General features: G+C 55.3%; 10 protein-coding genes and 1 pseudogene. 6 read left to right on the top strand and 5 right to left on the bottom strand.

Going from position 1 to position 13,226, the window contains the following annotated elements:
* Positions 1-8: 8 nt before the first annotated feature.
* Positions 9-872, bottom strand: a complete 864-nt coding sequence (locus ACTG1P_RS04010; protein WP_139459526.1) for a LysR family transcriptional regulator — start codon at positions 870-872, stop codon at positions 9-11.
* A 166-nt stretch (positions 873-1,038) separates the two neighbouring features.
* Between ACTG1P_RS04010 and ACTG1P_RS04005 the strand changes: the two genes are divergently transcribed.
* The 4 genes and pseudogenes from ACTG1P_RS04005 to pflB all read left to right on the top strand — a co-directional run bounded on the left by ACTG1P_RS04005 (position 1,039) and on the right by pflB (position 7,984).
* Positions 1,039-2,472 (top strand): glycoside hydrolase family 1 protein, encoded by a 1,434-nt coding sequence (locus ACTG1P_RS04005; RefSeq protein WP_440000548.1) that lies wholly within the window; start codon positions 1,039-1,041, stop codon positions 2,470-2,472.
* Positions 2,473-2,665: 193 nt separating this feature from the next.
* Positions 2,666-4,425: pseudogene (ycaO, locus tag ACTG1P_RS04000) on the top strand (30S ribosomal protein S12 methylthiotransferase accessory factor YcaO).
* A gap of 381 nt (positions 4,426-4,806) precedes the next feature.
* Positions 4,807-5,655, top strand: coding sequence for a formate transporter FocA (gene focA / locus ACTG1P_RS03995; protein WP_005333620.1), 849 nt, complete (start codon positions 4,807-4,809; stop codon positions 5,653-5,655).
* Positions 5,656-5,701: 46 nt separating this feature from the next.
* The gene (gene pflB, locus ACTG1P_RS03990) at positions 5,702-7,984 is read left to right on the top strand and encodes a formate C-acetyltransferase (RefSeq protein ID WP_005352571.1); all 2,283 of its coding nucleotides are present in this window, start codon (positions 5,702-5,704) and stop codon (positions 7,982-7,984) included.
* A gap of 69 nt (positions 7,985-8,053) precedes the next feature.
* Here the strand turns inward: pflB and ACTG1P_RS03985 are convergent, their stop codons facing one another.
* The 4 genes from ACTG1P_RS03985 to ACTG1P_RS03970 form a co-directional block, all read right to left on the bottom strand.
* Positions 8,054-8,362, bottom strand: a complete 309-nt coding sequence (locus ACTG1P_RS03985) for a hypothetical protein (RefSeq protein WP_440000547.1) — start codon at positions 8,360-8,362, stop codon at positions 8,054-8,056.
* Between the two features lie 127 nt (positions 8,363-8,489).
* Positions 8,490-8,924 (bottom strand): YcgN family cysteine cluster protein, encoded by a 435-nt coding sequence (locus ACTG1P_RS03980; RefSeq protein ID WP_179214438.1) that lies wholly within the window; start codon positions 8,922-8,924, stop codon positions 8,490-8,492.
* Between the two features lie 210 nt (positions 8,925-9,134).
* Entirely contained in the window at positions 9,135-9,284 is a 150-nt protein-coding gene (locus ACTG1P_RS03975) for a hypothetical protein (protein WP_440000546.1), read from the bottom strand.
* Between the two features lie 132 nt (positions 9,285-9,416).
* Complete coding sequence (locus ACTG1P_RS03970; RefSeq protein WP_440000545.1) at positions 9,417-9,902, bottom strand: cell division inhibitor; 486 nt, start codon at positions 9,900-9,902, stop codon at positions 9,417-9,419.
* A 230-nt stretch (positions 9,903-10,132) separates the two neighbouring features.
* Between ACTG1P_RS03970 and ACTG1P_RS03965 the strand changes: the two genes are divergently transcribed.
* Positions 10,133-10,330: a DUF4250 domain-containing protein gene (locus ACTG1P_RS03965; RefSeq protein ID WP_005333612.1), complete on the top strand. Its 198-nt coding sequence runs from the start codon at positions 10,133-10,135 to the stop codon at positions 10,328-10,330.
* A 375-nt stretch (positions 10,331-10,705) separates the two neighbouring features.
* On the top strand, positions 10,706-13,180 hold the full coding sequence (locus ACTG1P_RS03960) for a glycogen/starch/alpha-glucan phosphorylase (RefSeq protein ID WP_440000544.1): 2,475 nt from the start codon (positions 10,706-10,708) through the stop codon (positions 13,178-13,180).
* Positions 13,181-13,226 lie beyond the last annotated feature (46 nt).

Below are 13,226 nucleotides of genomic sequence, written 5' to 3'. Positions count from 1 at the left end.
CGGCGTGTCTATCTTGGCGTCATATCAGAGATGGTTGCCCAGAAGGCATCGATCAAGGGCCCCTTGCTGTGGGGCGGACGGATAAGGCCAATGGTCCAGCAGGCTTCCCCATCTCTAAGGGGGAGGGTGAGTACATCCGGGTGCTCTATGGTGGTGGAGGAGGGGACCAGGGTCCAGGCGATCTCTGCCGCCGCGGTGGCGACGCCTGCGGCGAAGTCGTTGACGTACTGGATATCGCGAAAACGCAGCCCGCTCTGGGCCAGATAGTTCATCAGGTGATCGTAAAACGACGGGGCCTTGTCCCGACGCAGGATCGCCAGAGGCTTGTCCACCAGATCCGCCAATTCCCTCACATCGCGGTAGCTGGCGGGCAGCACGGCGACAAAGTGGGCTTCGACCACCGGCAGGGCGTGCCACCCCTTGGGGGCGGGCAGGCGGCAAAAACCGAGATCCAGCTTGCCTTCACTGAGCGCCAGCAACTGGTGGTGGGTGGAGAGATCGTTGAGCTCTATGGTCACTTGCGGCCGCTCGGCGCGAAAGCGGGCGATGGCGGCGGGCACCAGGATCTTGGTGGCTACGCCAAAGCCGATACGCAGGGTGCCGACATTGCCCGCCAGCACGTCGCGGGCGGTGCGCGAGAGCTGCTCACTCTGGATGACCACAGCGCGGGCATCTTCATACAGCGCCCTGCCCAGTCCGGTGAGGCGAGTGGTACTGGCGTTGCGCTCGAACAGCTCGCCTCCCAGCTCCTCCTCCAGCCGCCTTATCTGTTTGCTGAGGGCCGACTGGGTAACGTGCTGGCGCACCGCCGCCTGGCCGAAGTGCAGCACCTCCCCCAGAGTGACGAAGGCTTTCAGATCCCGTAGCTCCATCAGGGCTCCTTTCATTCCTGTTGGGAATGTTGAGTGGTCATATTTGTCATTGGACGGAATTTTAGAAGTGATAGATGCTTATGCCAATTCATTTCGGGCACCCCGACAGGGGGCGCCAAGTTATCAGAGATGGCTGATACCATCAGCGCAGAAGGAGCAACACCAGATGCATCACCACAAGTTCAACGACTTCCCGAGCGATTTTCTGTGGGGCGCCGCCTCCGCTGCCTATCAGGTGGAGGGGGGCTGGAATGCCGATGGCAAGGGGCCCTCGGTGTGGGATCTCTTCACCAAGCTGCCGGGCAAGACCTTTGAGGGGAGCAACGGCGATGTGGCGGTGGATCACTACCACCGCATGGAAGAGGACGTGGCGCTGATGGCCGAGATGGGGCTCAAGGCTTACCGCTTCTCGGTGAGCTGGCCACGCATCTATCCCACCGGTCGCGGTGAGGTGAACGAGGCGGGTCTGGCCTTCTACGAGAAGCTGATCGACACCCTCTTGGCCCATAAGATCGAGCCGGTACTGACCCTTTATCACTGGGATCTGCCCCAGGCGCTGCAGGACGAATACGGCGGCTGGGAAGACCGACGCATTATCGAGGATTTCGAGCGCTACTGCGTGACCCTCTATCAGCGCTTTGCCGGCAAGGTGAAGTACTGGGTGTCGCTTAACGAGCAGAACTACAACCTGACCAATGCCTATCAGCTCGGCACCCATCCGCCCGCTGTGCAGGATCGCAAGCGCTTCTTCGCCGCCAACCACATCGCATTTCTGGCCAATGCCCGTGCTATCAAGGCGTTTCGCCAGCATGTGCCGAATGGCTTGATTGGCCCGAGCTTTGCCTATTCCCCTGCCTATCCGGCGTCGTGCGACCCGAAAGATATGCTGGCCTATGAGAACGCCGAGGAGTTCAACAACCTCTGGTGGCTGGATGCTTACTGTTTTGGCCGCTATCCGCAGGCGGCGCTCGCTTACTTGCGAGAAAACGGAGAGGCGCCAGAGATCCTGCCGGGCGATATGGAGCTGCTGCGAGAGGGGACGCCCGACTACATCGGCGTCAACTATTACTACACCCTGACTTACACCGATAACCCCTTGGGCGGTCAGACCCTACAGCGGATCAACACCACCGGTAAGAAGGGCACTACACCATCGAGCGGCATCCCGGGCCTCTACAAGACGGCGCCCAATCCGCACTTGGAAACCAGCAACTGGGACTGGGCCATCGATCCGACCGGGATGCGCATCGCCCTGCGTCGCCTCTCTTCCCGTTACGGCCTGCCGCTGATGATCACCGAGAACGGTCTTGGCGAGTTCGACAAGCTGGAGGCGGGCGACAAGGTGAACGATGAGTACCGCATCGATTATCTGCGCAGCCACGTCAAGGCGTGCCAGGAGGCGATGCAAGATGGTGTAGAGCTGCTCGGCTACTGCGCCTGGTCGTTCACCGACATCCTGAGCTGGCTCAATGGCTATCAGAAGCGCTACGGCTTCGTCTATGTGGAGCGTGACGAGCAGGGGGGCTCCCTTCGCCGGATCAAGAAAGCGAGCTTCCACTGGTACAGCCAGGTGATTGCGAGCCAGGGCAAGCAGCTCTGACGGTTTATCGCGTCGCGTAACCAGCGGGCCCGGGCAATCCCCGGGCCCGCGCTGTTTGTGGCGGAGGAGAGGGGACAAGCCGGTTTCTCAACGTGTGACTCATCCCTCTTTGCTGATTTTTGTCCTGCCAAAGCGGCCGACCCCTGCTATTATCTGCGGCCGAACATGAGCCAATAAAAATCAGGATATCGTGATGACTGACCACACTTTTATTCCCGGCAAGGACGCGGCGCTGGAAGACTCCATCGAACGCTTCCAGACCAAGCTGCAAGCCTTAGGGTTTGATATCGAAGAGGCCTCCTGGCTCAACCCTGTGCCGAACGTCTGGTCGGTGCATATTCGGGACAAAGAGTGCCCCCTCTGCTTCACCAACGGCAAGGGTGCCAGCAAGAAGGCGGCCCTCGCTTCCGCCCTTGGCGAATATTTTGAGCGTCTCTCCACCAACTACTTCTTCGCCGACTTCTATCTGGGCGAGCAGGTCGCCAACGGCGATTTCGTTCACTACCCGAACGAAAAGTGGTTCCCCATCGAGGGTGACCAGTTCCCGGCCGGTCTCTCGACAGCTTCACCCGCAAGTTCTACAACCCGGACGGTGAAGTGACCGCCGACATGCTGGTGGATCTGCAGTCAAACAACGAAGAGCGCGGTATCGTCGCGCTGCCGTTCGAGCGCCAGTCCGATCACGAGACCGTCTATATCCCGATGAACATCATCGGCAACCTCTATGTCTCCAACGGCATGAGCGCTGGCAACACCAAGACTGAAGCGCGCACCCAGGCGCTCTCCGAGGTGTTCGAGCGCCACGTGAAGAACAAGATCATCGCAGAAGCCATCAGCTTGCCGCTGATCCCGGACGAGGTGATTGCCCGTTATCCGGGGATTGCCGCCTCCATCGCAGCCCTCGAAGCGGAAGGCTTCCCCATTTACAGCTTCGATGCCTCCCTGGGTGGCCGCTATCCGGTCATCTGTGTGGTGCTGCTCAACCCGAGCAACGGCACCTGCTTTGCCTCCTTCGGTGCTCACCCGCGCTTCGAAGTGGCCTTCGAGCGGACCGTCACCGAGCTACTGCAGGGCCGTGGTCTCAAGGATCTCGACGTGTTCGTGCCGCCGTCATTCGACAACGAGCAGGTGGCGGATCACCACAACCTCGAGACCCACTTCATCGACTCCTCGGGCCTTATCAGCTGGGATCTGTTCAAGCAGGATGCGGACTTCGAGTTTGCCGACTGGGACTTTCGCGGTACCTCGCAGGAGGAGTTTGATCACCTGATCGGCATCTTCCACGAGCTGGAGCAGCCGGTCTATATCGCCGACTACGAGCATCTGGGTGTCTACGCCTGCCGCATTCTGGTGCCCGGCATGTCCGACATCTATCCGGCCGAAGATCTGCTGCTGGCCAACAACAACATGGGCGCCAACCTGCGCGAAGTGATCCTGGCACTGCCATCACTTGATTGGGATGCCGAGCAGTACATGGCGTTGTTTGATCAACTGGATGAAGAGGGGCACGACGAGCGTACCCGTGTACGCGAGCTGCTGGGCATCGCCGCTGCCAAGGGTACCGCGCTGCACACCCTGCGCGTTGGCGAGCTGAAAGCCATGCTGGCGCTGGCCGCAGGTGAGCTGGAGACCGCACTGGATCTCATCGACTGGACCATGGAGTTCAACCAGTCGGTGTTCACTGCCGAGCGTGCCAGTTACTACCGCGCCCTGCGCGCTTGTGTCGAGTTGTTCCTCGATGAGGAGCGGGATCCGGAGCAGTATCGCGCCGTCTTCACTCGCATGTATGGCGAAGAGACGCTGGCACAGGCATGGGCCAACGCCAGTGGCGAAGCTCGCTTCCACGGTCTGGAGGCGGCCGACCTGTCGCTCTCCCAGTTCCCGCTGCACCAGAAGCTGCTGGCGGCCTACGAGAAGCTGCAGAAGGCCAAGCGAGCCCATCACTGGGCGTGATCGTTGCTGTAAAGGAAGGGGCCGTGTGGCCCCTTCTGTTTATCGTGCGGCAAGGCACGGGATTGTTATTCAAAGATGAAATAAAAAACAAAAAATACCCCTAAGGGGGTTGATGGCAGGGCAGCGGATGTGCTGTCGATCTGCAAAGATATCTTGCCAATACCATATTTCCATGATCGAAAATAAATTCTTTAAAATCATTGCATTAAAAATGTGATAATTCTGTTTCAGCTGATACCTGGTGTAAAGTGGCGTAGCCATCGCACTGAAATATTTGTAGTAAAATTACATTCGCACTCTGATAAACTTGATCAATGTCAATTTTGGCTATTTGGCCCTTTGTTATGATTTCAACAGGCAAAACATTCAGGTAGAAAATAATTGAAAGCTGAATCTCCATTCGATTGTCTCAAGCCCGAAGCCATCGCTGCACTGGCTGAAGACATCACCTATGCCAAGGCTACCAAGCCGGCATACAAGGTCATTCCACTGGCCATCACCGCAGGCGCTTTCATCGCCATCGCATTTATCTTCTACATCACAGTGACGACCGGAACCGGCTCCATGCCTTGGGGGATGGCCAAGTTGGTGGGCGGTCTCTGCTTCTCTCTCGGACTTATTCTCTGTGTGCTGCTCGGTGCCGAGCTGTTCACCTCCACCACCCTGACGCTGGTGGCCAAGGCTGCCAATCGTATCAGCTGGGCTCAGCTGCTCAAGAACTGGGGTCTGGTCTACTTCGGTAACCTGATTGGTGGTCTGTTGATGGTGGCGCTGATCATCGTTTCTGCAGAGTACACGGCAGCAGATGGTCAGTGGGGCCTTAACGCCCTCAAAGTGGCCCAACACAAAATTCACCACACCTTCTTCGAAGCGGTGGCGCTGGGTATCCTCTGTAACCTGATGGTATGTCTTGCTGCCTGGATGGCTTTTGGTGCCCGCAGCGCGACTGACAAGGTAGTGGTTATGCTGCTGCCGGTTGCCATGTTCGTTGCCTCAGGTTTCGAGCATAGCATTGCAAACATGTTTATGATTCCGGTTGGTATCGCTATCCACAGCGTGGCTAGTCCGGAATTTTGGCAGGCCATCGGCCAGGATCCGGCAACCTTTGCTGACCTGACCGTATCCAACTTCGTCCTACACAACCTCATCCCCGTGACCATCGGCAATATCATCGGTGGTGGCGTGATGGTTGGTCTGACTTACTGGTTTATCTTCCGTCGTCATCATTAAGGATGATTGCGGGATACTACATCAATACCGTGTGAGGTAATGAAAAATGGCAGAACTTAACGAACAGTTCCAAAAAGCATGGGAAGGCTTCGCGGCCGGTGAATGGCAGACCTCTGTCAACACCCGTGACTTCATCCAGAAGAACTACACCCCGTATGAAGGTGACGAGTCCTTCCTGGCTGGCGCGACCGAAGCGACCACCAAGCTGTGGGACAAGGTCATGGAAGGGATCAAAATCGAGAACCGCACTCATGCGCCGGTTGATTTTGATACTGACCTGCCCTCCACCATTACCGCACACGATGCCGGTTATATCGATCAGAGCCTGGAGCAGATCGTTGGTCTGCAGACTGACAAGCCGCTGAAGCGCGCCATCATCGCCAACGGCGGTATCAAGATGGTTAAAACTTCTTGCGAAGTGTACGGTCGTCAACTGGACCCGATGGTCGAGAAGATCTTCACCGAATACCGCAAGACTCACAACCAGGGCGTGTTTGACGTTTACACCAAAGACATCCTGAACTGCCGTAAGTCTGGTGTTATCACCGGTCTGCCGGATGCCTACGGCCGTGGCCGTATCATCGGTGACTACCGTCGTGTTGCTCTGTACGGTGTTGACTTCCTGATGGCCGACAAACTGGCCCAGTTCAAGTCCCTGCAAGCTGACCTGGAAAACGGCGTCAACCTGGAAGCCACCATCCGTCTGCGCGAAGAGATCTCCGAGCAGCACCGTGCCCTGGCACAGATGAAGGTGATGGCTGCCAAGTACGGTTGCGATATCTCCGTACCGGCCAAGAACGCTAAAGAAGCCGTACAGTGGACCTACTTCGCCTACCTGGCGGCAGTCAAGTCCCAGAACGGTGCAGCCATGTCCTTCGGTCGTACCTCCAGCTTCCTGGATATCTACATCGAGCGTGACCTGCAAAAAGGCTTGATCACCGAGCAAGAAGCCCAGGAGCTGATGGACCACATGGTCATGAAGCTGCGTATGGTTCGCTTCCTGCGTACTCCAGAATACGATTCACTGTTCTCCGGCGACCCGATGTGGGCGACCGAGACCCTGGCTGGTATGGGCGTTGATGGCCGTACTCTGGTCACCAAGAACAGCTTCCGTATGCTGAACACCCTGTACACCATGGGCCCGTCCCCTGAGCCGAACCTGACCATCCTGTGGTCCGAGAAGCTGCCGGTCGGTTTCAAGAAGTACTGTGCTAAGGTCTCCATCGAGACCTCTTCCGTTCAGTACGAGAACGACGATCTGATGCGTCCGGATTTCAACAACGATGACTACGCCATCGCTTGCTGTGTATCCCCGATGATCGTTGGTAAGCAGATGCAGTTCTTCGGTGCTCGTGCCAACCTGGCCAAGACCATGCTGTATGCAATCAACGGTGGTATGGACGAGAAGCTCAAGATCCAGGTCGGTCCGAAAACCGAGATGGTCAAGTCCGAGTACCTCGACTACAACGACGTAATGGATCGTCTGGACCACTTCATGGATTGGCTGGCCAAGCAATACGTTGCTGCGCTGAACATCATCCACTACATGCACGACAAGTACAGCTACGAAGCCTCTCTGATGGCGCTGCACGACCGTGACGTATATCGCACCATGGCGTGTGGTATCGCTGGTCTGTCTGTAGCCGCTGACTCCCTGTCTGCCATCAAGTACGCCAAGGTCAAGCCGATTCGTGACGAAGATGGCGTTGCCATCGACTTCGAAATCGAAGGCGAATACCCGCAGTTCGGTAACAACGACGCTCGCGTCGATGATATCGCCTGTGACCTGGTTGAGCGCTTCATGAAGAAGATTCAGAAGCTGAACACCTACCGTGGTGCTGTTGCTACCCAGTCTGTTCTGACCATCACCTCCAACGTGGTATATGGCAAGAAGACCGGTAACACCCCGGATGGCCGTCGTGCCGGTGCTCCGTTCGGCCCGGGTGCCAACCCGATGCACGGTCGTGACCAGAAAGGTGCTGTTGCATCCCTGACTTCCGTTGCCAAGCTGCCGTTCGCTTACGCTAAAGATGGTATCTCCTATACCTTCTCCATCGTTCCGAATGCACTGGGTAAAGATATGGAAGCCCAGAAAGCCAACCTGGCTGGCCTGATGGACGGTTACTTCCACCACGAATCCAACGTAGAGGGTGGTCAGCACCTGAACGTGAACGTGATGAACCGTGAAATGCTGCTGGATGCCATGGAAAACCCGGAAAAATATCCGCAGTTGACCATCCGTGTGTCCGGTTATGCCGTTCGCTTCAACTCTTTGACCAAAGAGCAACAGCAAGACGTCATCACCCGTACCTTCACTGCTTCTCTGTAATCGAGACATAGTGAGCAAAAACCGGCGCCAAGGCGCCGGTTTTTTTATGCGTGCGATTCAGGGGAATAATCATCCCCTGTGAATCGCCCCCAGTTCCATCGCAACCACAACAGTTGTTACTAGGTATTTGAAGAGGATTAAGGGGTGAACAGAGGCGCCATCGCGAGTATCAAGCAATACCCATAAGCCTGTGACTATGGAATCATTATCTGCCTCTGCCTCTGCCTCTGCCTCTGCCTCTGCCTCTGCCTCTGCCTCTGCCTCTGCCTCTGCCTCTGCCTCTGCCTCTGCCTCTGCCTCTGCCTCTGCCTCTGCCTCTGCCTCTGCCTCTGCCTCTGTCTCTGCCTCTGCCTCTGTCTCTGTCTCTGTCTCTCTCAATGCGCAGCTGGGAGGGGGTCTGGTTTAGCCAGCCAGATATGTGTGAAGCTACAAACCCTGCTTGCAGAAACAACAAGGGCTGCACATTGTGCAGCCCTTGCCTCTGGAGAATAGCGGGTTGAGCGTGTCAGCTGGCCCAAGTGATGATGTGGTCGATCCATTCACCCGCCTGATCCTCGTGAATGACTTTGCCACGGACGGATTGACCAGCCTGATGCATCGCAGAACGACTGCCGGTCAGCAGAGGATGCCACTCTGGAAGAGCGTCACCTTCAGACAGCAGGCGATATGCGCAAGTTGAGGGGAGCCAGTCATATTCGGCGATCTTGTCATGGGTGATCTGCAGACAGTCAGGCTCTTTTTTGAAACGATTGGCGTAATCAGAGCACTGACAGGTCTTGGTGTTAAGCAAATTGCAGGCGACATTGGTGAAAACCAGTTCGTCGGTATCTTCATCGATCAGCTTGTTGAGGCAGCATTTTCCGCAACCATCGCAGAGGGATTCCCATTCGGATTCAGTCATCTGCTGCAGACTCTTGGTCTGCCAAAAGGGGGATTGCATCATACCGCTCACTTATTACACCTGATAAAACGCGTGGTTATACCCCTTGTTACCCGTTATTTCAAGGAGAGGGTCACTCCGGCGGGCAAATTGTCGTGATCAGGTCGAATGAATGCAATGACTCTAAGTCTCATCATATTGCTCAAACGGGTTCGCTGGTGGGCAGTTAGCCCCACAGGTTTGAATACTTGGGCTGCATGATTGTCCACTTCAGGTTTTACTTTCTGCTTCTGCTTCTGCTTCTGCTTCTGCTTCTGCTTCTGCTTCTGCTTCTGCTTCTGCTTCTGCTTCTGCTTCTGCTTCTGCTTCGGTATCCGTCACATCTTCTGACGTTTGTCTGCTTGCAGCAAGCAGGGCCAAATGATCTCCGATGCCTGCCGTCAGGCTGTGGCACGCTTGTTTCTCAGATAAAGCCGTTGGGCACATATTTTGTTTGTGCCCCTTTTGTCACTGCGACCCGTTGGAGAGCCTGTATGAGCTTTGTTTTTTGTCTTAATGATTGAGATAGATATCTTGCTCTGCATAGGCTAGCAGAGGTGCCCCAGGGTTAGTCCGTTTTGCGCCAAAGAAGCGGGTGAGTACGCCAGATTGCTGTCCCAGTCGCTGCAGTTTGACGTGATCCAGTTCGATCTGCTCGGGTAGCCAGGTAAATACGGCGGCGCAGTGACCATTGCCCAGACTGCGCTCCAGAGTTTGCTGCCAGTTCTTGATTTTGGGGCTATGTACCACCAGCACTCTCTTGGGATCGATACCTCGCTCTTCCAGACGGCTGACTGTGGGGCGTCCCGGCGGGGCGATCAACAAGATCCAGCCGGTATGAACCTCCCCAAGCTTTGTCAGCTCGCTCAGAAACTGATCATCAGACTGGATAGTCACACCATAATGAGCCAACTCCGCTTTGCAGGCGGTTCTGGTTGGCCAGGGCTTGCTCATGACACGATTCATCGCAAAGGGCTGTGGCTGCAGGGGCTGGTTCATATATAGGGTTCCTGTATGAATATCCAAGCTGTATGTGCATACAGTAGTTCTATCCTGTGGCAGTGACAAGGTGTTTTTGCTGAATAATGTGATGGCGTTGGCATGTGTCGTTAGTAAGGTTATGTTTTTAAAGACTATTTAACATAAAACAGACTGGGTGTTTTTCGTACTATGGACAAACCTTGCGTAACCGCCCATGGTTATACAGGTCATTTACAGGAGGTGCCGCCATGGATATCAGTACCTTGCAACGTCTTGATGCCAACATCTTGCTGGGCATTATCAATGAGAAGCTAAGGCTTGAGTGCGACGGGTTGGAGGAGTTGCTGGCCTATTATGATATGAGTGAAGAGCAGTTGGCAGGGCGTCTGGATCAGATTGGGTACCATTACGATCCATTGAGTAATCAGTTCAAGGCACATCTTTAAGGGTGCAATGATTGCTTCATATTTATACGGTAATTTTTCAGGCACATTGAAACCGGTTTCAATGTGCCGTCTTGCTGCCTATTTTCAGGGATTTTCAAGGCTTGGCAATCTCTGAAAACCTATTCATGCCAGAATATTTTTATTATTTCATTAAGTTTATGATAATAAAGGGAATGTTTGTTTTTGTGCGATCAATTAAAGGAAAGGGTTTTCAAGCTTTTCAGGCTGTTTTTATCGGTTAAAGTGTGACTTGCGTTAACTTTTAATTCTGCCGCTTTAGTTAGTATTCTCACGCCGGTACATATTTTGAGATAACAACAGCGCCGGTCCCGCAAGCGGGATAACAATCTTATTTGTAACGAAGGAATATGGTTTATGGCTACCAAGAAGAAGACAGACCAGGATCTCCAACTGGATAAAGATCAGCTCAAGGCGAGTATCGTGCGTCACCTGCGTTCTACCTTGGGAACAAGCGAACAGAAAGCCTCTCCCGAAGCGTGGTGGAAAGCCACTGCTGCGGCTGTCAATGAACAGGTGTACGAGCGCCTGACCCGCACTCAGCAGACTCATTTCAAGAAAGATACTCGTGCGATTCACTATCTCTCTGCTGAATTCCTGATGGGACGATTGACTTCCAACAACCTGCACAACCTCTCCCTCTACAAGACTTGCGAAGAGGCGCTGGGCGAACTCGGTCTGGAACTGACCGACCTGTGCGAACAAGAGCCGGACATGGCACTTGGCAACGGCGGCCTGGGTCGTCTGGCTGCCTGCTTTATCGACTCGCTGGCCACTCTGAACTATCCGGCGGTTGGTTACGGTATCCACTACGAACACGGTCTGTTCCGTCAGGAAATTCAGGATGGCCGCCAGATCGAGCGTCCGGACTCTTGGCGTGAATATGGCAACCCCTGGGAGATCTGCCGCCCCGAGTCGGTGCAAGAAGTGCCGCTCTATGGCTACGTCGAGACCGTGTTTGGTGACAATGGCGGCCTGAAGAAGGTATGGCACGCCGGTCGCAAGATTAAAGGGGTGCCTTGGGATATTCCGGTGGTCGGTTTTGGCGGTCACACCGTCAACATCCTGCGTTTGTGGGAATCCCGCGCCTCCGAGTTTTTCGACTGGGACGTGTTCAACGCCGGTGGTTACATCGACTCCCAGGCTGAGAAAGCCCAGGCCGAGACCATTTCCAAGGTGCTGTATCCGAACGATGAGACCGATGCAGGTAAAGAGCTGCGTCTGATCCAGCAGTACTTCTTCTGTGCTTGCTCCATCAAGGACATCATGCGCCGCTACAAGCGGGTCCATGGTAGTGACTTCAGCAACTTTGCCGCGCAAATTGCCATTCAGCTCAACGATACTCACCCGACTGTCGCCATCCCGGAACTGATGCGTGTGCTGGTGGACGAAGAGGGGCTGAACTGGGATGCCGCCTGGGCCATCTGCTATCAGGTCTTCTCTTATACCAACCACACTCTGCTGCCGGAAGCGCTGGAGAAGTGGTCGGTCAGCCTGTTCGAGAAAGTACTGCCTCGCCATCTGGAAGTGATTTACGAGATCAACGCCCGCTTCCTGAACGAGCTGGTCGAGCCCAAGTGGTCGGGCAACGATGCCATCAAGGCCAAGCTCTCCATCATCGAAGAGGGTGATGTACGCAAGGTTCGCATGGGCAACCTGTGCGTGATCGGTTCGTCCAAAGTGAACGGTGTGGCCGAGATCCACTCCAAGCTGGTGAAGGAAGATCTCTTCCCCGAGTATGCCGAGCTGTGGCCGGAAAAGATGTGCAACGTGACCAACGGCGTGACCCCACGTCGCTGGCTGCTGGCGTGCAACCCGGAACTGGCTGGCCTCTACAACGAAGTAGTGGGCAAGGAGTGGCCGCTGCAACTGGACAAACTGCGTGGCGTGGTGAAATTTGCCGACGACAAGGCGTTCCAGCAGCAGTTCATGACCATCAAGCGTCATAACAAAGAGAAGCTGGTCAAGGTCATCAAAGACGAAACAGGTATTGATGTCAGTGCCGAGGCGATCTTTGACGTTCAGATCAAGCGTCTGCACGAGTACAAGCGCCAGCAGCTGAACCTCATTCACATCATGGCGCTCTATCGCCGCCTGCTGGCCAACCCGGACTATGACATGCACCCGCGCGTGTTTATCTTCGGCTCCAAAGCGGCGCCCGGTTACAAGCTGGCCAAAGACATCATCTATGCCATCAACAAGCTGGCGGATCGGGTCAATAACGACGCTCGTATCCAGGGCAAGCTGAAAGTGGTGTTCATGCCGAACTACCGCGTGAGTTTGGCCGAGAAGTTGATCCCGGCTGCAGATGTCTCCGAGCAGATCTCTACTGCAGGTTATGAAGCATCAGGTACCGGTAACATGAAGATGGCACTCAACGGTGCAATCACCATCGGGACGCTGGATGGAGCCAACATCGAGATCGCTGAAGAGGCGGGTGCCGAAAACTGTGCCATCTTCGGTCTGAACGTGGACGAAGTGAAGTCGCTGAAGGCGCGCGGTTACAACCCGTACGACTTCTACTATGCCAACTCCGAGCTCAAAGCCGTGCTGGACTGGTTTGATACCGACTACTTCACGCCTGGTCGTCCGGGTGAGCTGGCCTCCATCAAGCGCTCCTTGCTGGAAGGGGGAGACCCTTACCTGACCCTGGCGGACTTCCAGTCCTACTCGGATGCCCACAAGCTGATCGATACCTGGTATCGGGATCCGGCACTGTGGGCGAAGAAGGCCATCATCAACTCGGCCACCATGGGCAAGTTCAACTCCGACCGCTCCATTCAGGACTATGTGGATCGGATCTGGGATCTGAAGGCCTGCAACATCGGCTAATCGGATTCATAAATGAGAAAACCCCCGCAATGCGGGGGTTTTTGTT

The organism is Aeromonas sp. 11P (assembly GCF_051920165.1).
Taxonomy (GTDB): Bacteria; Pseudomonadota; Gammaproteobacteria; order Enterobacterales; family Aeromonadaceae; genus Aeromonas; species Aeromonas veronii.
The sequence above is the reverse complement of the archived record's forward strand: the minus strand, read 5'-3'. Positions and strand labels throughout refer to the sequence as shown.